Genomic DNA, 22,903 nt, shown 5'->3' on the forward strand with positions numbered 1-22,903 from the left:
GATCAGGGCTGGGGCGTCCGTTCCCGTGATCTGACCCGGGCGGCGAAGGCCTCGATCGCGTCGATGACCGCTTCGAAGCGGATCGAGTGGTACAGGTCGAAGGCGTGGTGTCCGCCTTTCAGCTCGGCGTAGACGACGGGGGCGGCCGACGTCTGGCGCAGCTGGTCGGCGAAGTGCCGGGCGTGCGCCACGGGCACCAGCGTGTCCTTGTCGCCGTGGGCCAGGAAGAAGGGCGGTGCGTCCGGCGCGATGTGCGACTCAGGCGAGGACTCGGGCCCCTGACCGAAGTACGCGCGGTACCAGGCGTTCAGGCAGATGGCGGCGCTGACGGAGGTGTCGGCGTGCTCGAAGCCTGGCTGGAAAGCGGGGTCGTTCTGGGTGAGTGCGGCCAGTGCTGCCATGTGCCCGCCGGCCGAGCTGCCCGCGACGAACAGCGTGGTCGGATCGGCCCCGTACTCATGGGCATGCTCGCGCGCCCAGGCGATGACCTTCTTGAGGTCGATCAGATGGTCCGGATGCTGTGCCTTGGGCCGTAGCCGGTAGTTGGCGCTGATGCACACCCAGCCGTGGCCGGCGAGCCGGTAGAGCATGGGAAGCGACTGGCTGTTCTTGTGGCCCCCGGAGTAGTGGCCTCCGTGCATGTGGATCATGATGGGCGCGCCGGCCGGCCGCGTGCGGTGGTGGTAGAGGTCGAGCTGGTTGCGGCGGCCTGCGTCGCCGTAGGTGAGGTTGGCCACGCGCCGGACGTCTGGGCGTCGCTTGAGGATGGGCAGGAACAGGATGCGGGCGAGCGGGAGGCGCCGTCGCAGTCGTGCGGCGAGATCGGCGTCGATGGCGGCGCGCCATCCCTCGCCCAGTCCCTCGGTCATGGCGAGCTCGATCCTGTCCCTGTCGCCCAGCGCGCGGTGGGCGACGACAGCGAGCCCGGGTATGGTCGCGGCGGCCAGCGTGACGGCCGCCCAGCCGCCCGCCGAGTCGATGTCGCCCTGGGCGAACGCCAGTAGTGTCGAGGCTCCCAGCCACCAGATGGCCGCGAAGAACGGCAGCTCGTTCACGGCCAGGCCGAAGTAGTAGCTCACGGTGGCGAGCGGCTGCGGCCGCCGCACCGGCGCCAGCGCGAACAGAGTGCCCACCGCGACGCAGGCCACCGTGAACACATAACCGACGGGCATGGAACCTCCAAAGACGGCAGTTGCGGGCATTTCCCGATCGTTCAAGCAGGGGGCGAGGTCCGGTGATCCCCAACGCAATCTCCACCATCGATGTCATGCGCGCCCTTCGCCCCAGCCGATGGGCCCTCGGCCCGCAGTGCAGGCCGTGAACACCTCTACACATTCCTACGAAACCCGGTCGTTGATCAATGCAGACCTGTGCGACGATCATGAAGCTGAAGTTCACGATGCGGAGTGTGGTGGATGCCTGAGCGGCACGAGATCGAGGCGTTCTTGACGCTGGCCGAGGAGCTGCACTTCGGCCGGACCGCCGAGCGGCTGCGCGTCTCCACCACCCGGATCAGCCAGACGATCAGGAAGCTGGAGCGAGGCATCGGGGCCTCGCTGTTCGACCGCACCAGCCGCAGGGTCACGCTCACCCCGATCGGCAGGCAGCTACGCGACGACCTGCAACCGGCCCACGAACAGGTCCTGCAAAGCTTCCGGAACGCCATCGCCGCCGGCCGCGGTGTCACCGGCGTCCTGCGTGTCGGATACTTCGGATCCGACGCGGCCCAAGTCCTGCACGCGGTGACCGACACGTTCTGCCGCCAGCACCCCGATTGCGCCGTGCAGATCGTAGAACTGCAGCTCAACAACGGGCTCGCGGCGATGCAGACCGGCCAGGTGGACATGGAACTGATCCGCATGCCCGCCGACCACCCCGACCTCGTCGGCGGGCCTGTGCTGTTCACCGAGCCAAAGGTGCTCGCGGTGTCCTCACGGCACCCCTTCGCCCGCCGTCCGTCGGTGTCCCTGGAAGACCTCGCAGACGTCCTTGTGCTGCAGAACCCCAGCGCCATCCCGGACGGCTGGGACGAATTCCACTCCCCGAAACACACTCCGGGTGGTCGGCCCATCCAGCACCTACCGGGCGCCGACACCTTCGTGGGGATGCTCGCGCTCGTCGGCGCAGGGAAGGGTGTCTACCCCGAAGGGGGCCGGGCGATGCGGTTCTACGCCCGCCCCGACATCACCTACGTGCCCTTCCATGACGCCCCGCCCCTCGAATGGGGACTGGTATGGCTCAACACAAGGGAGACCGCCCGTATCCGCGCCTTCGACCAGACCGCACAACTCGTCCTGGCCGACCTGCCCGTGTCACCCGCGTCCTAGACCCGCTGCGGACAGGGCGGCGCACCCGGCTCGACGTCGCGCGCACCCCTGGCCGGGCGTGGGCCCGGTGACGGCTCCTATGGCGGCAGTCGCGGCCGGGCTACGTCGGGGTGGAAGACGTCGTTCCAGGCGGCGTACAGCGAGTTGGTGAGGTGGACCCGTCTGCCGCAGCGGGATGGCGCCAGGTTGCCAGCAGCACGAGCAGTGCGGCCTGGGCGAGAATGCCCGGTGCCAGCGGCGGTGCGGCGCCTACTGTCTTGGTGATCGCGTACCACCAGCGGGTGCCGGTGCCGAGCGACTGCCAGCCCGCGGCGTGGAAGGCGTCGAGCCATCCCGCGTTCAGGTTGGACTCGACGTGCTCCCAGATGCCGTACAGCGAAACGAGAAACACGACGGTGATGAGGGTGCGCGCGGCGGCCAGCGACGCGCGCCTGGGCCGCCACGCCGTCAGTACCCACGCAGCGGCGACCATGGCCAGCGCGAACCATGGGATCAGCTGCACCGCCCCGTTCCAATGGCGTTCCGTGGCCAGCTCGATCGCGGTCCCCGCTGTCGCCACCGCGGCCAGGACGAGCAAGCCCGCGCGCAGGTTGGTGGCGGTGTCGGTCGTACGGACACGGTCGCGGACCGTCACGGCCGCAGCGCAGCCAGGATCTTGTTCATGGTCTCCTCGCCCGGGTTGTACTTGGCGAGCTTCTGCCGCAACCGGCTCAGCGCCGTGTCGTCGGTGGCGTACGGGCGGTATTCGACGACCTCCTCTGCCCACCGCTCGGGGCTGGAGACCCCGGCCGCACGCAGCGCTGCGGCGATCTCCGGCTCGGACGCGGTGTTGGCGGAGATCTTCGTCGCGGTCGCGGCTCCTCGCGTGGCGGACGCGGCGGCAGCGACGGCGGACGTGGCGGCAGAGGCGCCGGGTGTTTCATCGCCGGACGCGGCGCACCCGGACAGCAGCACCCCTGTCGTCAGCGCGGCCAGGCCGAGGAAGGTCACGGACTTCGTCACAGCACAACCTCATCTCACGGTGATGGTTTGATCCCAAGCTGTTAACGGCGCTGAACGTAGGACGATGCTGTCACCGGCTGTCGTGGCGTGCCCGCAGCTGCGTGCGGCATCGCTGAGCCCGGAGTGGAAGACGCTGGCGAGGCGTTGCGACGGCGCTCCTTCCCGGGTGGCCTGGGAGGTGGGACGGGGTGATGTGTGTCACATAACATGCGCAGTGAAGCTGATATGCAATTGAAGAGGTGTTCAATTACGCGATTAGTTCATCGCGTAGGTGAGGTTGCCGGACTGTGGGTGTGCCCCTGTATGAGAGCAAGGCGGAGTTCTTCCGCACGCTGGGCCACCCGGTGCGGATCCGGGTCCTCGAACTGCTCGGCGACGGCCCGAAGGCGGTGCGGGACCTGCTCGCGGATGTCGAGATCGAGGCGTCGAGCCTGTCGCAGCAGCTCGCGGTGTTGCGCCGAGCCGGGATCGTGGTCTCCTACCGCGACGGCGCGTCAGTGATGTACACGATGGCCGGACCTGACGTGGCCGACGTGATGGCGGCGGCACGCCGGTTCCTGACCGAAATGATCGCCGGCCAGGTCGAGCTGCTGGACGAACTGCGCGACACCGAACCTGCGACGGTGGCGTAGTGACCACTGGTGCGGCGCTGTTCCGTGGCGGTTGGATCCGGGTGATCGCGCTGCTGCCCGGGCGCGCTGACTGGACGGCGATGCGCCGCAGGCCGCGCCGCGACGTGATCGCGGGCCTGACCGTCGCGGTCGTGGCACTACCCCTCGCCCTGGGGTTTGGTGTCTCCTCCGGACTCGGCGCTGCGGCGGGGCTGGCGACCGCAATCGTCGCCGGTGCGCTGGCGGCGGTGTTCGGCGGGTCGAACCTCCAGGTATCAGGCCCGACCGGGGCCATGACAGTGGTCCTGGTGCCGATCGTGCACCGGTTCGGGCCCGGCGGGGTGCTCACCGTCGGGCTGATCGCCGGAGTGATTCTGGTGGCTCTGGCCCTCGCCCGAGCAGGCCGGTATGTGCGTTACGTCCCCGCCCCAGTGGTCGAGGGCTTCACCGCCGGCATCGCGGCAGTGATCTTCCTGCAGCAGGTGCCCGCCGCGCTCGGCGTGCCCGCCCCGGACGGGGAGAAGGTCGCCGTCGCCGCCTGGCATGCGATCGGCGAGTTCGCCGCGCATCCGCGGTGGACCGCGGTGGCGCTGGCGATCGGCGTGGCGGCGGCGATGCTGGCCGGTGCCCGGTGGCAGCCGGGTGTGCCGTTCTCGCTGGTGGCCGTCGCGACGGTGACCGTCGTTGCGGTCCTCGCGCGCCTGGATGTGGCCCGGATCGGGATGCTGCCCCCGACGCTGCCCGCGCCGTCGCTGTCGTTCCTCGACCTGGACGCGGTGCCGATGCTGCTCACCTCGGCGGTCGCCGTGGCCGCGCTGGCTGCGCTGGAGAGCCTGCTGTCGGCCACCGTCGCGGACGGCATGACCGTCGGGCAGCACCACGACCCCGATCGGGAGCTGTTCGGCCAGGGCGTGGCGAACCTGGTCACGCCACTGTTCGGCGGGGTGCCTGCGACGGCCGCGATCGCGCGTACCGCCGTCAATGTCCGCACCGGCGCCGGCTCCCGGCTGGCCGCACTGACCCACGCCCTCGTCCTGGCCGGGATCATGCTCGCCGCCGCTCCGCTGGTCGCGCACATCCCCCTGCCCGCGCTGGCAGGGGTACTGCTGGCGACGGCTGTCCGCATGGTCGAGGTGAGCTCACTGCTCGCACTGGCCCGCTCGACACGCTCGGACGCGGTCCTGATGGTGCTGACCGCGGCCGCGACCCTCGCCCTGGACCTGATCGCGGCGGTCGGGATCGGGCTGGTCCTGGCAGCTTTCCTGGCTGTGCGCAGGATCGCGCGGGCGGCGACGCTCGAGCAGGTGCCCCTGGACGTGTCCGATCACCACGCGGAGGAGGCTGCGCTGCTGGCCGAGCACATCGCGGCATTCCGGTTCGACGGTCCGCTGTTCTTCGCCGCCGCCCACCGGTTCCTGCTGGAGCTGACCGAGGTCGCCGACGTGCGCGTGGTCATCCTGCGCATGTCGCGGGTGTCGGCGATCGACGGCACCGGAGCGAGCGTGTTACGTGACGCCATCGAACGTCTCGAGCACCGGGATATCACGGTGTATCTGTCAGGCCTGCGGCCCGACCACGAGCGGGCGCTGGCGGCGCTCGGCGCCCTGGCACACCTTCGGGCGAAGGGCAGAGTGTTCGCGCACACCCCCGACGCGATCGCGGCCGCCCGTGCGCTGCTGCACCAGAGCGGTGCCATTCCGGCTGCCGAGCCGGCGCTGAAGGCGGCGTGACGGGCTGTGCGGTCGCATAGGCGCGCGGCGTGGCACTGCTCCCTGGCGATCGCGGCTCGGGCGGATGCCATGCACCACTGCGGTGATCACGCCGGGGCGGCGTTGCTGCTGCGCGCACTGGCGCCGCGGCTGTTCGCGATCTCGAGCAGCCCGAGGTGACCGCCTGGCGGGTCAGGCCGATGAATGCGGGGTCCACCATGCCGCGAACACGCACGTCGATACGTACGGGGTCGGCGAGCTCGGTGCGGGCGACGGTCAACGGGTTGTCCTGCCGGGTTGGCGGTCCGCCTGGCCGTGCGGCCCGGGTACAGCCCGCTCAGGAGCTGCCTCGTCTCCACCGGGGCGATCGGCCCGCCAGCACCCGACCTGCCCGGGCGGGTACGGTTTGCTGCAACGAAGGGGGTGGTTCAGTGAGCAAACCGCTGTATCAGGCCAAGGCGGAATTCTTCAAAGCGCTCGCGCACCCCGCCCGCATCCGCGTCCTGGAGCTGCTGTCCGAGCGGGAACACTCCGTCGGTGAGATGCTGCCCGAGGTCGGCCTCGAATCAGCTCACCTCTCGCAGCAACTGGCCGTCCTGCGCAAGATGAACCTCGTCGTCACCCGCAAAGAAGGCTCGACCGTCTACTACTCGCTGGTCAGCCCCCAGGTCGCCGAACTGCTCGCCGTCGCCCGCCGCATCCTCACCGAGGTCCTCGCCAGCCAGGTGGAACTGCTCGACGACCTGCGCGCCGCGCAGACAACCGGCCGTTCTTAGCCGTCCCGACGCAGGGATCGGCACCACTTCCGGACCGGGCGGGCGCTGGTCCCACCTCGCATGATCAACGCACAGCCCTGTCCGGCCTGCGCCGCCACCGGAGCGGACGGGCACGCCGAGGGCTGCGAGTACGGCTGAACCGGCACGCGTTTGCGGGGCGGCGCGCCTTTCGGCGTGCCGCCCCACAGGGCGCCGGGTGTTCAGGCGGTGATCTTCTCGCGGGCGGGGGCCGTCTCGACCGGGGCGAAGGCCTCGGTGCGGGGGGTGCGGAAGGCGTGGACGAAGCCGGCGATCGACAGCAGCGCCATCACCAGGGCGGCGAGGTAGGCAACCAGTGCGGCCTGGCCGGCCTTGACGCCGAACTCGCTGAAGCCGTAGGTGGTGAGCAGCAGGCCGCGCAGGGTCTCGCCCTTGAACATGGTCTCCCGCTGGGCGGTGACTTCGGTCAGCTGCTGCTGCAGGGCGGCCAGGTTCGGGTCGTTGTTCTTGGTCGCCTCGGCGACCTGCGCCCGGAGCTGGCTCTGCGGCACGCCGAGGTCGGCGTAGGTCTTGCCGCCGGCGGTGTTCTTCAGGTGCAGGCCGATGAACTGCAGGGCGTACACCTCTGCCTGCTTGCCGGTGGTCAGCTTCTGCCCGGCGTACTCGACCAGGCCGGGCTGCTCGCGCTCCTCGGGGGTGAGGGTGTCGAGGGTCTTGAAGGTGATGTTCTGCTCGGCCAGCTGCGAGGTGACGTAGTCGGTGGCGAAGTTGGCGTTGGCGGTCAGCACGACGCCGGCGACGGTCAGCAGGATGGCGATGGCCACGCCGCCGAGGCTGAACATCAGGTCGAGGGTCCTGCGCTTCATGGTCGTCTCCTTGGGGGATCGGGGTCTGCCATCAGAATCCCGTGCGCCCCACCTGTCCCAGCAGAGTTGGAGGGCCCGTCGTCACGGGACCAAAGACACCCGGCCGAGATGCCGTCCGGCCAGCGCGCGAGCCCGCGGTTGTCGATGGGCGGCGTCGAGGATCTGCACGCGGGCGTGGACGGGGACCGGCGCCGGGTAGAACGGCTCCCGGTTGCTGAACCGGCGTTCGACGGCGGCGAACAGCGCCTCCTCGGCCGGGGTGAGCAGGTCCGGGCTGGTCGGGTGGGCAACGACTGCACACGTGCGGCCAGGCCCGTGGCGGCCAGTGCCAGCCGGGCGTTGAGGGTCGCGGCTCCGCAGGCGATGCGCAGGGCCCAGCCGGTGGGGTCGGCGACGGGCAGGCGGCGGGCGGGGCCGGCGCGGACCTCGATGGCGCCGTTGCGGTTGCGGAACCGCCAGGGGTGGCTGTTGTGCGGCACGGCGAGCCGGGCCGCGTGGTGGCGGCCCGGCCGGCGGTGAGGCTAGAGCCGGAACACGACCCGGGCGGTGACGGCCGAGGCGAGGACTTCCTCCACGGCCTCGTTGATCTCGTCAAGGTCGCGGATCTCGTACTGCACGGTGGTGCGTCCGGCGGCGTGCAGGGCGAACACCTCGGCGAGGTCGGCTCGCGTGCCGACGATGGATCCGATGATCGTCAGGCCGCCGAGGACGGTCTCGAACACCGGTAGCCGCATGATGTTGTCCTTGGGCAGGGACACCAGCACGAGCCGGCCGCCGCGGCGCAGACTGGCGTGGGCCTGCTCGAGCACGGTCGGGTTGGCGGCGAGCACGACGGCGACGTCGGCGCCGCCCAGGGCCTGGATCGCGGCGACCGGGTCGGTGTGCGCGGCGTTGATCGTGTGGGCGGCGCCGAGCTTGCGGGCCAGTGCCAGCTTCTCCTCGGTGACGTCGACGGCGATGGCGTCGCCGCCGAAGATCTGCGCGTACTGCTGCGCGAGGTGACCCAGTCCGCCGATCCCGAAGACGGCGACGCGTTCGGTGGGCCGGACGCCGGCGACTTTGATCGCCTTGTAGGTGGTGACGCCGGCGCAGGTCAGCGGGGCGGCGTCGAACGGGCTGACGCCTTCGGGGACCCGCACGACGTGGCGGGCGTACGCGACGGCGAACTCGGCGTGGCCGCCGTCGATGCCGTAGCCGGTGTTGCGCTGCGACTCGCACAACGTCTCGCGTCCGCTGACGCAGTACTCGCAGGTGCCGCAGCTGTAGCCCAGCCAGGGCATCGCGACGCGGTCGCCGGCGGCGACCTCGGTGACGCCGCGGCCGAGGCGTTCCACGATGCCGACGCCTTCGTGGCCGGGGATGAACGGCAGTTGCGGTTTGACGGGCCAGTCGCCGCGGGCGGCGTGGATGTCGGTGTGGCACAGGCCGCTGGCCTCGACCCGGACCAGGATCTGGTCGGGGCCGGGCTGGGGGACGGGCACGTCGCCGACGGTCAGTGGGGCGGCGAAGTCGGTGACCACGCAGGCGCGCATGTCAGGTCCTTTCCTCAGCACCTCTCGGTGGCTTCACCTCTGAGCCTCGTCCGCCGAGGTGTCGCGGTCACGAGACGGTGGACCTGTGTAGTGGGACGTTCGTCCTGGCTGGGTCGCCGGCCATGCGGACAGGCCCGGCCGGGCCGCCGGATCGGGGCGACGGGGCCAGGTCTGGTCGGGGAGAGGTCAGCGCGGGGCGCCGCCGAGGAGGCGCACGGCGAGGACCGCAGCCTGGGTGCGCCGTTCCAGGCCGAGTTTGGCCAGGATGCTGGTGACGTAGTTCTTGATCGTCTTTTCGGACAGGAACATCCGCTCGGCGATCTCGTGGTTGGTCAGGCCCTCGGCGATGTGGCCGAGGATGCGCCGTTCCCGCTCGGTGAGCCGGGCGAGTTCGGGCGGCTGGGGCACGCCGCGGCGGATGCGGTCGAGGACCTGCGCGGTGACGGCCGGGTCGAGCAGTGTCTGGCCGGCGGCGACGCGGCGTACGGCGTCGAGCAGGTCGGTGCCGCGGATCTGCTTGAGGACATACCCGGCGGCTCCGGCCATGATCGCGGCGAACAGGGCCTCGTCGTCCTCGTACGACGTCAGGATCAGGCCCTGGATGCGCGGGTCGACCGACCGGATGTCGCGGCACACGTCGATGCCGTTGCCGTCGGGCAGCCGGGCGTCGAGGACCGCGACGTCAGGTCGCAGTGCCGGGATGAGCCGAGAGGCCTCGACGGCCGACCCGGACTCCCCGACGACGTCGATGTCGCCGGGTTGCTGCAGCAGTTCGATGAGGCCTCGGCGGACCACCTCGTGGTCGTCGAGGACGAAGACTCGGATCATGGCGGGTTCCTGTCCAGGCCGGCCGGGTGTTTCCGCGCGGGTCACCGGCCGGTCTGGTCGATGGTGGCGGTGGCGTCGAAGGGCAGTCGCGGGGTGTGCCCGGGCAGCGCGTGCTCCGGGTCGGCGACACCGAGGCGCAGAACGAGGTAGGGGTAGCCGAGGTTCGACAGGATGCGGCGCATCATGACCCGGGTGCCGTCGACTTCGACGACCTGGCTGAACGGCAGCACGGCCAACCCCTGCATCGTGGCGTGCAGCCATACCGCGGACAGGGCCTGCCCGGCGCGCAGCCATGCGGCCCGGTCGTCCTCGGTGCCGAACAGCACGACGTAGGTCGAGGCCTTGTCGTGGCCGCCGCCGACGGACAGGGTGCCGCGGGCGCCGAAATCACGCTCACCGACGTCGGTCTCGGGCCGCCGATCGGGGATGACCTCGGGTGGCAGGCCGGTGCCTGCCGGGCGGCCGGGACCGGTCCAGCGGTGGGTCTCGGCCAGGACGGCCGGTTCGGCCGCGGCGGCGTCCTCGGCGTGCGACACCGCGACGGCGAGGTCGGTGACCTGGTCGGGGGTGAGCCGGTGCAGATGCACCCCGACGGCGTCGGCGATCCGGCGCAACTCGTCGACCTGCTCCGCGGTGACCGGGACGTCGACGGTCGGCCGGCGGTCGGTGTGGCGCAGCTGCATGGCCTGCACAAGTCGTACCGCATGGGCGGTGACCGGCGTGCCGCCCGTGATGGTGACGGTCGCCAGGTGCTCCGGCAGGCCCGGGTCGGGCAGTGGACGTACGGCGACGTCGTAGCCCTCGGCGTGCAGGGCGACCTGGGCGTGGTGCAGTGCCGCCCCGCAGCTGACCAGCAGCATCCGCTCGTCCGGGTCGGTGCCGGGCAGCGCCCGGGTGGTGTCGGCGTACAGGTCGAGCCGGTCGGGGTGGATCTGCCAGTGCCACGGCTGGGTGTTGTGGATCGAGGGCGCGTGTCCGGCGGCCTCAGCGGCCTGGGCGTAGGCCGCAGCCGTGGGACGGCGGTGCTCGCGGGTGGGAGTGGTCATGGTGTGCCTCCAGCAGTCGTCCCGTCCAGTTCACGCCGCGTGTGCTGTTCGAGCCAGGAGCGAAGGGTCTCTTCCGGTCGGGACTTTCGACCCTGTCGACCGGCCGGCCGCCGGCCCTGATTCGGGCCGGTGACGACGTCCGCGGGCGCGGCTCGGCGCGTATGTGCCCCGGTGCCGGCGGAGCTGTCCCGGCGGGACTAACGCCTCGCGCCTTGGAGGACTGTCGGTCTGGACGTCAGCACGTCTGCCAGTGGCCGGCGTGGTGTCGTGCCGGTGGCCACGGCGTAGCCGGCACGCAGCAGGATCTGCGGCGGTGCGCCGCGGTGCAGGCCCAGGCGCAGCTGTTCACGGATCGCGGGCACATCGACGGGCTGCGACATCAGCGACGTCGCCAGGCCGTGCGCGGTGGCGGTCAGCAGCACCCGCTGCAGTCCCTGGCCCGCCTGCAGATCGTCGTGCGGCAAGTCGCCGTATGCGCCGAGCACCGCGACGAACGGATCGGTCTCGTAGTCACGGCCCGGCGGGCGTGGCGGGCCGCCGAAATCACGGCGGGTGAGCAGGTCCTGCGGCTCGGGCTTGGACCCGCCCGCCTCGCTGGGCACTCCGTCCGGACTCGGCTGCGCACGAACCCACGCGGCCAGTTCGGCTCCGTAACCGGGTGTGGCCCGCAGCAGCTGGTCGGCGGCTTTGACGAGCTCGGCGACCATGTTCTGGGCGACCGGTCCCACGATCAGGTCGAGCCAGCATCCCTCGGCGCGGGCGGCGTCGACCAGCCTGGCCCGCACGTCCAGCGGGAGGGCGGTGTCCATGAACGGGCCGCGGTTGCTGTGCCTGCGCCCGATCGCGGTGAACAGTTCCTCCTCGGCGGGTGTGGCAGCACGCGGGCCTGTCACGCGGATCTGGGCCAGGTGCAGCGTGTCGTCCGGTTCCGGCCGCAGGATCGTTTCGCTCGCCCAGCCCAGGTGGGACAGGGCGACGCGGGCGTTGAAGATCGCCGCACCGCAGGACAGGCGCCTGGCGCGTCCGTCAGGGTCGGAGATCGGCAGCAGGCGCTCCGGGTCGGCGTACACGTCGATGGCGTCGTCGCTGAGGCGGAACCGCCACGGCTGGGTGTTGTGCACCGACGGCGCCCGCACGGCGGCGCTGACCGCCGCAGGCAGGGCCGTCTGCAGGGCTGTTGGCGTCATCATGTCCTCCACTGTCTTCGCTGCGGCGACAGCAGGTCAGTGCCGTTGGTCCTGACTCTGTGGGACCTGTCCCGGGCTCCACGGAGTCCGTTGCATCGGCAGGCCAGGTTGTCGAAGCGGCGCCCGCTGAGCTCAGCGGACGACGGCGACCGGGCAGCAAGCGTGGTCCAGCAGCGCCTGGCTGACCGAGCCCAGCTGCACACCGACGGCACCGGCGTGGCCACGGTTGCCGACCACGACCCAGACCGGCCTCGGCCGACTCTTCACATGACGGACAGGAGGCTGCCCGGATCGCACTGCGAACCGGACACGACCGCGCCCGACCCGGGCCATAGCATCATGGCTGTGGAACAACAGTGGGCATCGCTCGGCCTGTCGCCCCTCTCGCGCGTGCAACTGGACGAGCTCCTGCAGGAACTGCTGGACCGGGTGTCGGAGGTCATGGCCAGCCGCGAGCGGCTGCGCAGCCTGCTGGACGCGGTCGTCGGCATCGGCACCGACCTGGACCTGCGCTCCACCCTGGAACGGATCGTCGTGGCCGCGTGCCGGCTGGCCGACGCCAGGTACGGCGCGCTCGGGGTCCTCGGCCCCGACGACCGCCTGGTCGAGTTCATCACCCACGGCATCTCCCCGGAGCAGCACGCCGCCATCGGCGACCTGCCCACCGGTCACGGCGTCCTAGGTCTGCTGATCAGCCATCCGGAGCCGGTGCGGGTGCCCGACATCTCCGCCCACCCGCGCTCGGTCGGGTTCCCGCCGAACCACCCGCCGATGCACAGCTTCCTCGGGGTGCCGATCCGCATCCGCGACCAGGTGTTCGGCAACCTGTACCTGGCAGAGAAACGCACCGCGGCCGAGTTCACCGACGACGACCAGGAGATCACCATCGCGCTCGCCGCGGCGGCCGGCGCCGCGATCGAGAACGCGCGGCTGTACGCCCTGGCGCAACGCCGGCAGCACTGGCTGGCCGCCACAGCGGAGATCATCAACTCGCTCGGTGAGGACACCTCGACCGCCGAAGCCCTGGAGCTGGTCGCCCGCCGCGCTCGCGAGGTCGCCGGGGCGGACCTGGTCGCGGTCCTGCTGCACGACGAGGACGACGCGACCCTGACCGTGGCCGTCGTCGACGCCGCCGAACCGGTGCCCGGCCTGACCGGGGCCGTCCTGCCGGTGGGACAGACCGGCTTCGCGCCCGTGCTGGCCAACCAGCAGGTCGTTTCCCTGGACCAGCTCGGCAAGGCCGCGCCCTGGCCGGTGGCGGTGCCCGACATCCGCGGCATCGCGGCGCCTTTCGCCGCCGGGCAGGGCGTGCTGCTGGTCGCCTACGCCGGCGCCGCACGCGCCGACGACGAGCTGCTGCTGACCGCCTTCGCCGGGCAGGCCGGCCTGGCGCTGCTGCGTGCCCGCGCCCGGGAGGACCGCGAGCAGCTGCTGGTGCTGTCCGACCGGGAGCGCATCGCCCGCGACCTGCATGACGTCGTCATCCAGCGACTGTTCGCCACCGGCCTGCAGCTGCAGACCGTCGCGTCCATGGCGTCGACCCGCCCGGAACTCGCCAATCGGATCGGGTCCGCAGTCGACGCACTGGACAGCACCATCCGCGACATCCGGGGCGCGATCTTCGAGCTGCGCAGCCCGGCGGGGCAGTCGCTGCGTGCCGAGCTGCGGACGCTCGTCGACGGCGCGGCGGAATCGCTCGGCTTCCGCCCCGACCTGGTCCTGGACGGGCCGCTGGACAGCGCCGTGCCCGACGAGCTGCGCGCCGACCTGCTCGCCGTGATCCGCGAGGCGCTGTCCAACGTGGTACGTCACGCCCACGCCGGCCGGGTCCAGGTCGCGATCACGATCGGTGGCGGCCGGCTCAGCGCGACCGTCACCGACAACGGCGCCGGCGGTGCCATACCGCGTGGCGGGCTGCTCAATCTCGCCGAGCGCGCGGCCTTGCACGCCGGCCGGCTCACCGTCGAAGCCGGTGAGCCGGCCGGCACGGTGCTGCGCTGGAGTGTGCCTACCAGCTAGCGGGGCGGCTGCCCGGTCAGCTTGACCGCGAACACGGCGGCCTGGGTGCGCCGCTCCAGGCCCAGCTTGGCCAGCAGGCTGGACACGTAGTTCTTGACGGTCTTCTCGGCCAGGAACATCTGCGCCGCGATCTGCCGGTTGGTGAGCCCGTCGGCTACGTAGCCGAGGATCTTGCGTTCCTGGTCGGTCAGCGACTTGAGCTGGTCCGGCTCGTGTTTCGGGTTGCGGATGCGTTCCAGGACCCGCTGCGTGACGGCCGGGTCCAGCAGTGACTGCCCCGCCGCGACCCGGCGTACGGCGTCAACCAGGTCGGTGCCCTTGATCTGCTTGAGGACGTAGCCCGAGGCGCCTGCCATGATCGCGGCGAACAGTGCCTCGTCGTCCTCGTACGACGTCAGTATCAGCCCCTTGATCTCCGGGTCGACCGATCGCACGTCACGGCACACGTCGATGCCGCTGCCGTCGGGCAGCCGCCCGTCGAGCACGGCGACATCGGGACGCAGCGCGGGGATACGCCGGGTGGCCTCCGCCGCCGAACCGGACTCGCCGACCACCTCGATGTCGCCATCGGCTTGGAGCAGGTCGCGCAGGCCGCGACGAACCACCTCGTGGTCGTCGAGCAGGAAGACACGGATCACACCCGTATTCTCCGCCTTGCCGGGCGCGGCGGGGAAGGGACCAAAGACCCGTCCGCACACGGGACCCCCGCCCCTGCTCCGCCGGGCCCGCCGGCACTGACCCGGCGCGACTCCGCAGGCGGACAGTGAGGCCATGACAGGCGAGACGATCGGAGCCCAGGCGCTGTATGACGCGGCCCGCACCGCGCTCGCCGCGCCGTCTGTCTTCAACACGCAGCCGTGGCGCTGGCAGGCCGGCCCGGACCTGCTCCGGCTCTACGCCGATCGGCAGCGCCAGCTGCTCACCGCCGACCCGCAGGGCCGGCTCCTGACCGTCAGCTGCGGGGTGGCACTGCACCACGTCCGCACCGCGCTGGCGGCTGCCGGCCACGAGGCCGTCATCCGCGTGCTGCCCGACCCGGCCGACCCGGACCTGCTCGCCGAGATCCGCACCAACGGCACCCACGAACCGACCCTGGCCGAACTGCAGGCCTGCGGCGCGATCAAACGGCGGCACACCGACCGGCGTCCGTTCACCACGCAACCGGTCGCCGACGCCACCTGCCGGGCGCTGATCGTCGCCGGGGAACTCGAGCATGCCCACGTCCACCTGGTCGCCGCCGAACAGGTCGCAGTCCTCGCCTTCGCGGCGGTCCGGGCCGGGGCGCTGCAGCTGTCCGACCCGGAGTATCGGGCCGAACTCGCCGACTGGACGCACCGGCCCCCGTGGAGCGGCGAGGGCGTGCCCACCGCCACCACGGTGCCGGCGGTCCCGCGGCGGGTGCCGATCCGCGACTACGCGCCCTTCGGCGGCGAGACGATGCACCCCGGCCGCGACACCGACGCCGGAGCCCGCTACCTCGTCGTGTTCACCGACGACGACACCCCGGCCGCCTGGCTGCACGCCGGCCAGGCGCTGTCCGCGGTGCTGCTCACCGCGACCGTCCAGGGCCTGGGCACCGCGCCCATCAGCGACGTCACCGAAGTGCCCGGCAGCCGCGACGAGCTCCGCCGCCTGCTGCCCGGAGTCGGTGAACCACAGGTCTGCGTACGCGTCGGCTACGCCCCACCGGGCCCACCGGCACCGACCACCCGGCGGCCCTACGAAGAGTCCATAGATACCGCACCCTGAACAGGAGACCGAACATGACCATCCGGCCGATCCTCGTCGGCGTCGACGGCTCGCCGTCCAGCCTCGCCGCCGCGTCCTACGCAGCCGACCTCGCCGTGCGTCGCCAGGCGCCGCTGTATCTGGTGTGCGGCTACCTCAGCCCCCTGTTCGGCTTCGGCACCGCAGGGCTGGCCGAGCCCTACTACGACGAGACCGACACCCGCGACGCCATCGACCGCAGCCTCGCCGACGCCGTCGAGAAGCTGCGCAAGCAGCACCCCGAACTCGGCGAGATCCACGCGCGGCAGATCACCGGAGGCCCCGCCCCGGTCCTGATCGAACAGTCTCGCACCGCCGCCGTGACCGTCGTCGGCTGCCGTGGCGTCGGCGGGTTCGCCGAACTGCTGCTCGGGTCGGTGTCGGCACAGGTCGCCGCGCATGCCCACGGCCCGGTCATCGTGGTTCGCCCGGCGGTGCCCGACGACACGACCGAGCCGGGCTCCGACGAGCCGAAGCCCGCCGACCTGCGAGACGGGCCGGTCCTGGTCGGCGTCGACGGCTCCGTTGCCGCGCAGGCCGCCCTGACCTTCGCCGCCGAGGAAGCCATCAGCCGCGACACGGCGCTGGTCGTCGCACACGTGTACTGGCCGCAGCCCTGGTTCCAGCTCGGCGCGGACGACGTCGACCGGCAGGCCGAAGCCGAGCGCGCCGCCGAGCACCGGGCGCAGCGCCTGCTCGCCGACGCGACCTCCGCGCTGATCACCACCCACCCGCGGCTGAAGCTGGAGGCCCGGGCGATTCGCAGCCTCAACAGCGAGCACAGCCTCGTCGAGGACTCGCGCGGGGCGACGCTGACGGTCGTCGGGTGCCGTGGCCGCGGCGGATTCGCCGGACTGCTGCTGGGCTCCGTCAGTGGCGCCCTGGTCCACCACGCCCACAGCCCCGTCGCGGTCATCCACCCGACCGAGCACTGAGCCCGGTGACGGGGGAGCGGACATGGAGACCACTTCAGCTGCGCGGCGTGACATCGGACGCGCCGGGCCGGCGGGACGGGCCATCCGTGAGGTGATGACCACCGCACCGCTGTGCGTCGACAGCAGCACCTTGCTGGGCGACGCGCTGGCCGAGACGGCGACCGCTTCGCTGCGGCACCTGGTCGTCGTCGACGGCGCCGGCCGGCGCGCAGGGGTCCTCGACGACCGCTGCATCGTCGCGGCCTGGGCCGCCGACCCGGCAGCCCTGACCCACCGGCGCATGTCCAGCCTGCTGGACCGACCTCGGCGAGCCGTCCGGACCGATGACCAGGGCCGGGGTATGCATAGGCGTGATCGACCAGCGCCACCGCCGCCAGCCTGCCGGGATGTCTCGCCGTTCGCTGCTGGCCTGCGCCGCCGCGGCGGGCCTGACCCCATTGGCGGCGGGCGCGGCGGCTCCGCGGCGGGCACTGCGGTGGACCGCTGGTGACCACCATGTGCACACCAAGTACAGCGGCAGCCCCGACGCCCCGTACCGCATCGAGCAGCACGTCGACAAGGCGGCCGGGTTCGGGCTCGGCTGGCTGGTCGTCACCGACCACCCGGGCCCGGTGCACCAGCGCCACGGCCTGGACAGATCCCTGGCGGACCTGCGCCGCGCCCGTGCCGCCAACCCCGGAATGCACCTGTTCCAGGGCATCGAGTGGCGCGTGCCGGCAGGCGAGCACGCCACCGTCTTCACCCCACCGGGCCCGCATGAGGCGAGCCTGCTCGCCGACTTCGAAGCCCGCTTCGACACCGGCTTCAGCGACATCGGCGCGGGCGCGGCCGGGCAGGCCGAAGCTCTCCGCGCGCTGAACTGGCTCGCCGCGCAAGTCCGTGCCGGCCTCGCTCCGATGGCGTTGTGCGTCCTCAACCATCCCAGCCGAGCCGGCACCTACGGACCAGCGGAACTGCGCGCACTGCGCGACGCCAGCCCCATCGTCATCGGCATGGAAGGCGCTCCCGGCGGTCAGGCCAACGCCATTCCTGCCGACCGCGGGGGAGTGGGCGGCGACCGCGGCGGATACGGACGTGGGCCGTTCCGCACCTCCTATCCCGGCTACCCGGACGAGGCCTACCGCACCTACGGCGGCTTCGACTGGATGACCGCCACCGTCGGCGGGATGTGGGACGCGATGCTCGCCGAGGGACGCCCATGGTGGATCACCGCCAGCTCGGACGCGCACAAGGTGTACGGCGAGCGCTGGCGCAGCGGCGGAGCACCCGGTGCCGACGGGATCTACCCTGACCCGGTGCCCGACCCGTCTCCGGGCCCGGCGGGCGGATTCTGGCCCGGCCAGTACAGCCGCACCCACGTCGGCGTCACCGACAGCGGCGCGCTCGCGGTGATGCGCGCGCTGCGCGACGGCCGCGTCTGGGTCGACCACGGCCACCTCATCGACGCCGTCGAGGTGGCGGCAGGCCCGGCGGGAGCGACATTCGGCGAGGTGACCACCGCCGTCCGTGGGGACGGCGTCGACGTCGACATCGCGGTCACGCTCGCCTCGCGTGACAATGCCAACGGCGACCGACCTCGGCTGCGTCGCGTCGACCTCATCGCTGGCCCGGTCACCGGGCCGACCGAGCCGGACCGGCGCACCGCGCCGCAGACGCGGGTCGTCGCCTCGTTCGACGTCGGCGACCGCAGCGGCACGGTGGCGTTGCGGCACCGCTTCGGCGACGTCCGGCAGCCGTTCTACCTCAGGCTGCGCGGCACCGACGGCAATGCCAGCGCGCGCGACTCGATCGAGCCCCGGCCGGATCCGACCGGAGACGCCGACCCGTGGCGCGACCTGTGGTTCTACACCAACCCCGTGTTCGTGGACGTGGCCTGACCGCAGGTCACGGCAGCAGGTTGTCGACGACCATCAGCACCGTGTCATACGCATGCTACGAAGCGCGACCGCGCTGCCCGGCAGGTTGCACTCGGTACCCAGGTACAGCCTTACCGTTGCGTCATGACCGAACAGCTCCCGGATCCGGTGTGGGTGCCGAACGCGTGCACCCTGCCGACAGCGCAGCAGCCGTTGCGTCTGGCCGAGTTCGACGCCCTGTTCACCGCGGCCGTGCGGGCCGCCGAGCGTCTCGATCAGACGCACCTGCGGCTGACCATGGCCGGTGGAGCCGACCTCGAGGCGACCGTACGGGACCTGGCCGCCAGCGAGAGCGACTGCTGCTCGTTCTTCGCCTTCACGACCGCCGCGGCCGCGCCGGGGCAGGTGACCCTCGACATCGAGGCCCCGCCTGCGCACGCTGACGTGCTTGCCGCGCTCGCCGAACGCGCCGACACCGTGCGCGGCCGACCGTGAACCCGGGCCTGCGCAGCGGACAGCTGGCCGAGGCGGCCGGCGTCAACCCGCAGACCCTGCGCTACTACGAACGCCGCGGCCTGCTGGCCGAACCGGCCCGCAGCCCCGGCGGGCACCGTCTCTACCCGACCGAGGCCCTGACTCTGCTGCGAGTGATCAAGACGGCGCAGCGGCTCGGGTTCACTCTCGCCGAGGTCGCCGAACTCGTCGACCTCGGCACCCGCCGCCACGGCCGCCGCACTGACACCAGCCTGCAGAAACGCGCCGCGACCAAGCTCGTCGAGATCGAGACGAGGATCGCCGACCTGCAGACCATCGCCGCGAGCCTGCGCATCGCCCTGGACGCGGGCTGTGACGACCTGGCCACCTGCGCCACCACCGACTGCTGCCCGATCCCGCTTGCCGGACTCGACCACGGAGACAACAAATGATCAGCAGACTGCGCGCGTTCCTTCCCGGCGGCCTCGGCGGGCTCACGGGCCTGGCCTGCGCGCTGTGCTGCGCCATCCCGCTGCTGCTGGCAGCGGGTGTCGTCGGTGGCGCAGGCTGGGCCGCGCTTGGGCAGGTCATGCCTGGTGTCGCCCTCGTGCTGGCCGCATTGACGGCCCTTGCCTGGTGGTGGTCCACCAGGCGCCGCACCGCCCACGCCGCCGGGTGTTCGGGTGGCGCCTGCTCCTGCTCTCGGCCGTCGTGAGCCTGGTTAGGCTGCGGGCATGATGCTCGCCCGTTCTGTCGTCCTCTTCGCACTGGCCGCGCTGCTGGAGATCGGCGGGGCGTGGCTGGTGTGGCAGGGCTGGCGTGAGCACCGCGGCCTGTGGTGGATCGCCGCAGGCGTCATCGCCCTGGGCGCGTACGGGTTCGTGGCGACGTTCCAGCCCGATGCGAACTTCGGCCGGATCCTTGCCGCCTATGGCGGAGTTTTCGTTGCCGGGTCCCTGGCCTGGGGCATGGTCGTCGACAAGTTCCGGCCGGATCGCTACGACGTGATCGGCGCGGTGATCTGCCTGGTCGGCGTCGCGGTCATCATGTACGCCCCGCGTGCCGCCGGCTGAATGCCACCGGCGGCGCAGCGGTGACGGCGACCGGATGCGAGCATGTTCCGGGACCGCTGTTCAGATGAAGAAGGTGCGCTGTTGGCGACCGATGTCGATGCCGGGCGGCTGGGTCCTGTTGCCGGCGGTACCGCCCGCGTTCACGCGATCCTGTGGCCGGGGCTGCTCGTCATGGCCGGCGTTGCCGCAGTCGTCGAACCCAGCGTGTCGCGGTTGCTACCGGACCCAGCCCCGCAGCAGGCACCCACCATCGGCGAAGCCCTCACCAGCGCCGGCGGCAACTGGTTCCTGTTGACTCTGCCGTTCCTGCTGGTCGGCGCTCTGGCCGTAGGCTGGGGGCAGCGACCAGCCGCCGATCCGGTGGCGGTGTCGCTGGCTGTGGGCCTGGTGGCCGGCTCGACAATGGTCGAAGTCGTCGGGATGGCAGCCAGGCAATGGCTCCACTGGTCCGGTGTCGACATAGCACCCGAGCTGCTGTACGCGGTGTCGTCGACCCTGCTGGCCGCAGCATGGTTGACGGTACGTGGCCGGCGGCCGGTGGCCCTGCTCGCCAGTCCACTGGCCGGGGTCGTGTCATGGTTCACCATCCCCACGGTCGACACCGCGCTCTCGGACCGGATTCGCGACCTGTTCGGGGTGGGCACGCCGGCCATGTTCGTGCTTGTCGTCATGGCGTACGCGCTGTCGGCCTTGGCGATCAGCGCTGCGACGTTCGCAGTGGCGATGTGGCGACGGGCGCAACCGACCACGGAGTTGCGCACCAGCTGACGCTCGGAAGGTCCTTGGCGACCGAGACGCCGGGACGCGCGGCCCGTGTGGCGCGGCGCACCCGGCCGTCACCGTGACGTCAAGACTGCGTCGGCGTGCGTACGCACCGCGCCACCGACCTCGACTGGACCGACCCGCAACTGCAGCTCGCCTACCGCCCCCGGGTCGCCTACGCGCAGTCGAAGCTGGCGCTGACGATGTTCTCCCGCGCGCTGGTCCAGCGGGAACCGCAGCTCACCGCGATCAGCGTGGACCCCGGCAGCACCGGCACCGCCTTGCTGCCGTCCTACGGCGGCATCGGGCAACCGGCCACAGCCGGCGCCGACGCGGTGCTGCGGCTGTGCTCGGCGCGGATCCGCGTGCGCACCGGCGCCTTCTACCCCGGGCTGCAGATCGGCGTCCCGAACCCGCTGGTCCATGACGACACGGCCCTCGACCGGCTGTGGCGGCTCAGCACGGCGATGGTCGGCCGGGACCGGGCCATCGCGGCGAGGGCGGCATGAACCCGCCGCCGTCAGGACGTCAAGAAACCGCCCGCCGCCGTAGTGATCACGTCAACGCCCTGGCCGGTGGCCGTGGGCACGTGTGTCATGGAGGCGTGACACCCACCGCATCCTCATCCTCGCCGGAGCCTGCCGAAGCCGCGGCCCAGCAGCCCGTTGCCGTCCTCCTGGCCATGACAGGACTGCTGCGGGAGGGGTCGCGATGACCCTCGCCGACGTCATCCCGTCACTGCGCTCCTCCCTGCCGCCTCGCGGGCTCGACCGCGAGCTGTGGCCACTGACCACCGAACACGGCCGGGGCGGCATCAGCGTCGGCGGCGTGCCGCTGATGGAGATCGAGCAGGAGTACGGCACGCCCGCCTACGTCCTGGACGAGGCCGATGTCCGGGAACGCTGCGCGGCCTACTGCGCGGCCTTCGGTCCCGCTCACGTCGTGTACGCCGCGAAGGCACTGCTCAGCCGGGGCCTGCTGCGGTGGATCGACGAAGCGGGCATGGGCCTGGCCGTGTACTCCACCGGCCAGTGGCAACTGGCCCTGGCCGCGGGCTTCCCCGCCGAGCGCGTCGTCGTGCACGGTGACGTCGACGCCCGCGGCGCGGGCCGGGTCGTCATCGAGTCCGCCGCCGACATCGCCCGCCTGACGTGCACTCGGCGTCCGCAGCGGCAGAAGGTCATGCTGCGGCTGCTGCCCGCCCAGCTCGGCTTCGCCAAAGCCGGGCTGCCCGCCTGCCCCAGCCAGGACCGGTTCGGCGTGCCGACCGACGGCGCCGAACTGGCCGAACTCGTCGCGGAGATCACCTCGAACCCGCTGCTGGAGCTGGTCGGCCTCGACGTCTACCTCGGCTCGCAGCTGGCCCAGTTCGGCGGCTACGAGCACGCCATCAGCCAGCTCGTGGCCGCCTGCGCGGATCTGCGCCGCAGCCACGGCGTGCACATCGAGGAGATCAATCTCGGCGGCGGGTTCGCCGTGGCGCACACCGGTCAGGAGACCACGCTGCCCGTCGACCCGTTCGCCGCCCGGATGCGCCGGGTGCTCGCGCTGGCGTGCGACCGGGCGTCGGTGCGGCCGCCGCGGCTGTCGGTCACCCCCGGGCGGGCCATCGTCGCCCGCGCCGGGGTGGCGCTCTACCGCGTCCTGGCCGTCCGCCACGAGCAGGGCCACCAGCTCGTCGCGGTCGACGGCGGCCTGAGCGACAACCCTCGCCCGGCCCTGTACGGCGCCCGTTACACCGCGGTCCTGGTCGGCCGGCCCAGCACGGCGGCGACCGTGCCGACGACCGTGGTCGGCCGCCACGACGAGGCCGGTGACGTGCTCGTGCGCGACGAGCCGCTGCCCGACGACCTGCGTCCCGGCGACCTGATCGCGGTGCCCGGGTGCGGGGCCTACCACTTCCCGCTCGCGTCCAACTACGACCTGGTCGGCCGACCGCCGCTGCTCGCCGTCCGCGACGGGCGGGCGCGGGTGCTCGTCCGCCGGGAGACCCTCGACGACGTCCTGCGGCGCGACGAGGAGTGACCCGGGGCGGCAGGCGTCCCCGTCCGTCCGCGCCTGTGCGATTCTTCGCGCGCGGTGTCGATCCGAGGGCGGGCCGGTTCGTCGTTCTTGCGGATGGGCCGCAAAGGACCCCGACGATGGGACGTATGA

General features: G+C 71.9%; 26 protein-coding genes. 16 read left to right on the forward strand and 10 right to left on the reverse strand.

The genetic code is table 11. The features are described 5' to 3' along the window. Window positions 1-2: 2 nt before the first annotated feature. On the reverse strand, window positions 3-1,172 hold the full coding sequence (locus HAV39_RS09940; protein ID WP_191838869.1) for an alpha/beta hydrolase: 1,170 nt from the start codon (window positions 1,170-1,172) through the stop codon (window positions 3-5). 243 nt (window positions 1,173-1,415) lie between these two features. Here HAV39_RS09940 and HAV39_RS09945 point away from each other — a divergent pair, with 243 nt between their 5' ends. After that, window positions 1,416-2,327, forward strand: a complete 912-nt coding sequence (locus HAV39_RS09945; protein ID WP_191838870.1) for a LysR family transcriptional regulator — start codon at window positions 1,416-1,418, stop codon at window positions 2,325-2,327. Between the two features lie 100 nt (window positions 2,328-2,427). Here HAV39_RS09945 and HAV39_RS09950 read toward each other — a convergent pair whose 3' ends face one another. Beyond that, a complete protein-coding gene (locus tag HAV39_RS09950; protein ID WP_191838871.1) occupies window positions 2,428-2,961 on the reverse strand; it encodes a hypothetical protein in 534 nt (177 codons plus the stop codon). Further along, window positions 2,958-3,329 (reverse strand): hypothetical protein, encoded by a 372-nt coding sequence (locus HAV39_RS09955; protein WP_191838872.1) that lies wholly within the window; start codon window positions 3,327-3,329, stop codon window positions 2,958-2,960. The genes HAV39_RS09950 and HAV39_RS09955 overlap by 4 nt, the downstream gene beginning before the upstream one ends. A gap of 287 nt (window positions 3,330-3,616) precedes the next feature. On the opposite strand from HAV39_RS09955, the gene HAV39_RS09960 reads away from it, so the two are divergent. From HAV39_RS09960 to HAV39_RS09970, 3 genes are all read left to right on the forward strand, one after another. Beyond that, a complete protein-coding gene (locus HAV39_RS09960) occupies window positions 3,617-3,961 on the forward strand; it encodes an ArsR/SmtB family transcription factor (RefSeq protein ID WP_191838873.1) in 345 nt (114 codons plus the stop codon). 80 nt (window positions 3,962-4,041) lie between these two features. After that, window positions 4,042-5,670, forward strand: coding sequence for a SulP family inorganic anion transporter (locus HAV39_RS09965; protein ID WP_191839032.1), 1,629 nt, complete (start codon window positions 4,042-4,044; stop codon window positions 5,668-5,670). A gap of 410 nt (window positions 5,671-6,080) precedes the next feature. Beyond that, complete coding sequence (locus tag HAV39_RS09970) at window positions 6,081-6,425, forward strand: ArsR/SmtB family transcription factor (RefSeq protein WP_191838874.1); 345 nt, start codon at window positions 6,081-6,083, stop codon at window positions 6,423-6,425. Between the two features lie 200 nt (window positions 6,426-6,625). Here the strand turns inward: HAV39_RS09970 and HAV39_RS09975 are convergent, their stop codons facing one another. The 6 genes from HAV39_RS09975 to HAV39_RS10000 all read right to left on the reverse strand — a co-directional run bounded on the left by HAV39_RS09975 (window position 6,626) and on the right by HAV39_RS10000 (window position 12,196). Then, complete coding sequence (locus HAV39_RS09975; protein ID WP_191838875.1) at window positions 6,626-7,270, reverse strand: hypothetical protein; 645 nt, start codon at window positions 7,268-7,270, stop codon at window positions 6,626-6,628. Between the two features lie 521 nt (window positions 7,271-7,791). Beyond that, window positions 7,792-8,802 (reverse strand): zinc-dependent alcohol dehydrogenase, encoded by a 1,011-nt coding sequence (locus HAV39_RS09980; protein WP_191838876.1) that lies wholly within the window; start codon window positions 8,800-8,802, stop codon window positions 7,792-7,794. A 186-nt stretch (window positions 8,803-8,988) separates the two neighbouring features. Further along, window positions 8,989-9,630: a response regulator gene (locus tag HAV39_RS09985; RefSeq protein WP_191838877.1), complete on the reverse strand. Its 642-nt coding sequence runs from the start codon at window positions 9,628-9,630 to the stop codon at window positions 8,989-8,991. Between the two features lie 41 nt (window positions 9,631-9,671). Then, on the reverse strand, window positions 9,672-10,676 hold the full coding sequence (locus tag HAV39_RS09990) for an Acg family FMN-binding oxidoreductase (protein WP_191838878.1): 1,005 nt from the start codon (window positions 10,674-10,676) through the stop codon (window positions 9,672-9,674). A 197-nt stretch (window positions 10,677-10,873) separates the two neighbouring features. Next, window positions 10,874-11,863, reverse strand: a complete 990-nt coding sequence (locus tag HAV39_RS09995) for an Acg family FMN-binding oxidoreductase (protein ID WP_191839033.1) — start codon at window positions 11,861-11,863, stop codon at window positions 10,874-10,876. A gap of 132 nt (window positions 11,864-11,995) precedes the next feature. Beyond that, window positions 11,996-12,196 carry a universal stress protein gene (locus tag HAV39_RS10000; RefSeq protein ID WP_191838879.1) on the reverse strand — a complete coding sequence of 67 codons (201 nt, stop codon included), beginning with the start codon at window positions 12,194-12,196 and terminating at the stop codon, window positions 11,996-11,998. Window positions 12,197-12,202: 6 nt separating this feature from the next. On the opposite strand from HAV39_RS10000, the gene HAV39_RS10005 reads away from it, so the two are divergent. Continuing rightward, the gene (locus HAV39_RS10005; protein ID WP_191838880.1) at window positions 12,203-13,882 is read left to right on the forward strand and encodes a sensor histidine kinase; all 1,680 of its coding nucleotides are present in this window, start codon (window positions 12,203-12,205) and stop codon (window positions 13,880-13,882) included. Here HAV39_RS10005 and HAV39_RS10010 read toward each other — a convergent pair. Beyond that, window positions 13,879-14,520, reverse strand: coding sequence for a response regulator (locus tag HAV39_RS10010; RefSeq protein ID WP_191838881.1), 642 nt, complete (start codon window positions 14,518-14,520; stop codon window positions 13,879-13,881). The two genes, HAV39_RS10005 and HAV39_RS10010, sit on opposite strands and share 4 nt — an antisense overlap. A gap of 133 nt (window positions 14,521-14,653) precedes the next feature. On the opposite strand from HAV39_RS10010, the gene HAV39_RS10015 reads away from it, so the two are divergent. From HAV39_RS10015 to HAV39_RS10060, 11 genes are all read left to right on the forward strand, one after another. Next, window positions 14,654-15,631 carry an Acg family FMN-binding oxidoreductase gene (locus HAV39_RS10015; protein WP_191838882.1) on the forward strand — a complete coding sequence of 326 codons (978 nt, stop codon included), beginning with the start codon at window positions 14,654-14,656 and terminating at the stop codon, window positions 15,629-15,631. A gap of 14 nt (window positions 15,632-15,645) precedes the next feature. Beyond that, window positions 15,646-16,584 (forward strand): universal stress protein, encoded by a 939-nt coding sequence (locus HAV39_RS10020; protein ID WP_191838883.1) that lies wholly within the window; start codon window positions 15,646-15,648, stop codon window positions 16,582-16,584. 22 nt (window positions 16,585-16,606) lie between these two features. Continuing rightward, window positions 16,607-17,074: a CBS domain-containing protein gene (locus tag HAV39_RS42195; RefSeq protein WP_203736730.1), complete on the forward strand. Its 468-nt coding sequence runs from the start codon at window positions 16,607-16,609 to the stop codon at window positions 17,072-17,074. After that, window positions 16,971-18,461: a histidinol-phosphatase gene (locus HAV39_RS10025; RefSeq protein WP_203736731.1), complete on the forward strand. Its 1,491-nt coding sequence runs from the start codon at window positions 16,971-16,973 to the stop codon at window positions 18,459-18,461. The genes HAV39_RS42195 and HAV39_RS10025 overlap by 104 nt, the downstream gene beginning before the upstream one ends. A gap of 123 nt (window positions 18,462-18,584) precedes the next feature. Beyond that, window positions 18,585-18,935: a hypothetical protein gene (locus tag HAV39_RS10030; RefSeq protein WP_191838885.1), complete on the forward strand. Its 351-nt coding sequence runs from the start codon at window positions 18,585-18,587 to the stop codon at window positions 18,933-18,935. Further along, complete coding sequence (locus tag HAV39_RS10035) at window positions 18,932-19,366, forward strand: MerR family transcriptional regulator (protein ID WP_203736732.1); 435 nt, start codon at window positions 18,932-18,934, stop codon at window positions 19,364-19,366. The genes HAV39_RS10030 and HAV39_RS10035 overlap by 4 nt, the downstream gene beginning before the upstream one ends. Next, on the forward strand, window positions 19,363-19,629 hold the full coding sequence (locus HAV39_RS10040) for a hypothetical protein (protein WP_191838886.1): 267 nt from the start codon (window positions 19,363-19,365) through the stop codon (window positions 19,627-19,629). The genes HAV39_RS10035 and HAV39_RS10040 overlap by 4 nt, the downstream gene beginning before the upstream one ends. Before the next feature lie 19 nt (window positions 19,630-19,648). Then, entirely contained in the window at window positions 19,649-19,987 is a 339-nt protein-coding gene (locus tag HAV39_RS10045) for a YnfA family protein (protein WP_191838887.1), read from the forward strand. Window positions 19,988-20,029: 42 nt separating this feature from the next. Next, on the forward strand, window positions 20,030-20,755 hold the full coding sequence (locus HAV39_RS10050; RefSeq protein ID WP_191838888.1) for a hypothetical protein: 726 nt from the start codon (window positions 20,030-20,032) through the stop codon (window positions 20,753-20,755). Between the two features lie 95 nt (window positions 20,756-20,850). After that, on the forward strand, window positions 20,851-21,258 hold the full coding sequence (locus tag HAV39_RS10055) for a Rossmann-fold NAD(P)-binding domain-containing protein (RefSeq protein ID WP_191838889.1): 408 nt from the start codon (window positions 20,851-20,853) through the stop codon (window positions 21,256-21,258). 202 nt (window positions 21,259-21,460) lie between these two features. Continuing rightward, entirely contained in the window at window positions 21,461-22,774 is a 1,314-nt protein-coding gene (locus HAV39_RS10060; protein ID WP_191838890.1) for a diaminopimelate decarboxylase family protein, read from the forward strand. The last annotated feature ends 129 nt before the right edge of the window (window positions 22,775-22,903 follow it).

The sequence above is a fragment of the Catellatospora chokoriensis genome (genome assembly GCF_011297315.1).
Classification (GTDB): domain Bacteria; phylum Actinomycetota; class Actinomycetes; order Mycobacteriales; family Micromonosporaceae; genus Catellatospora; species Catellatospora citrea.

Coding starts and splice junctions, on each gene's coding strand:
- HAV39_RS09940 (WP_191838869.1), bottom strand. CDS start 1,172: ATGCCCGTCGGTTATGTGTTCACGGTGGCCTGCGTCGCGGTGGGCACT.
- HAV39_RS09945 (WP_191838870.1), top strand. CDS start 1,416: ATGCCTGAGCGGCACGAGATCGAGGCGTTCTTGACGCTGGCCGAGGAG.
- HAV39_RS09965 (WP_191839032.1), top strand. CDS start 4,042: ATGCGCCGCAGGCCGCGCCGCGACGTGATCGCGGGCCTGACCGTCGCG.
- HAV39_RS09975 (WP_191838875.1), bottom strand. CDS start 7,270: ATGAAGCGCAGGACCCTCGACCTGATGTTCAGCCTCGGCGGCGTGGCC.
- HAV39_RS09980 (WP_191838876.1), bottom strand. CDS start 8,802: ATGCGCGCCTGCGTGGTCACCGACTTCGCCGCCCCACTGACCGTCGGC.
- HAV39_RS09985 (WP_191838877.1), bottom strand. CDS start 9,630: ATGATCCGAGTCTTCGTCCTCGACGACCACGAGGTGGTCCGCCGAGGC.
- HAV39_RS09990 (WP_191838878.1), bottom strand. CDS start 10,676: ATGACCACTCCCACCCGCGAGCACCGCCGTCCCACGGCTGCGGCCTAC.
- HAV39_RS09995 (WP_191839033.1), bottom strand. CDS start 11,863: ATGACGCCAACAGCCCTGCAGACGGCCCTGCCTGCGGCGGTCAGCGCC.
- HAV39_RS10000 (WP_191838879.1), bottom strand. CDS start 12,196: ATGGCCCGGGTCGGGCGCGGTCGTGTCCGGTTCGCAGTGCGATCCGGG.
- HAV39_RS10005 (WP_191838880.1), top strand. CDS start 12,203: ATGGCTGTGGAACAACAGTGGGCATCGCTCGGCCTGTCGCCCCTCTCG.
- HAV39_RS10015 (WP_191838882.1), top strand. CDS start 14,654: ATGACAGGCGAGACGATCGGAGCCCAGGCGCTGTATGACGCGGCCCGC.
- HAV39_RS10020 (WP_191838883.1), top strand. CDS start 15,646: ATGACCATCCGGCCGATCCTCGTCGGCGTCGACGGCTCGCCGTCCAGC.
- HAV39_RS42195 (WP_203736730.1), top strand. CDS start 16,607: ATGGAGACCACTTCAGCTGCGCGGCGTGACATCGGACGCGCCGGGCCG.
- HAV39_RS10025 (WP_203736731.1), top strand. CDS start 16,971: ATGTCTCGCCGTTCGCTGCTGGCCTGCGCCGCCGCGGCGGGCCTGACC.
- HAV39_RS10030 (WP_191838885.1), top strand. CDS start 18,585: ATGACCGAACAGCTCCCGGATCCGGTGTGGGTGCCGAACGCGTGCACC.
- HAV39_RS10040 (WP_191838886.1), top strand. CDS start 19,363: ATGATCAGCAGACTGCGCGCGTTCCTTCCCGGCGGCCTCGGCGGGCTC.
- HAV39_RS10045 (WP_191838887.1), top strand. CDS start 19,649: ATGATGCTCGCCCGTTCTGTCGTCCTCTTCGCACTGGCCGCGCTGCTG.
- HAV39_RS10050 (WP_191838888.1), top strand. CDS start 20,030: ATGTTCCGGGACCGCTGTTCAGATGAAGAAGGTGCGCTGTTGGCGACC.
- HAV39_RS10060 (WP_191838890.1), top strand. CDS start 21,461: ATGACCCTCGCCGACGTCATCCCGTCACTGCGCTCCTCCCTGCCGCCT.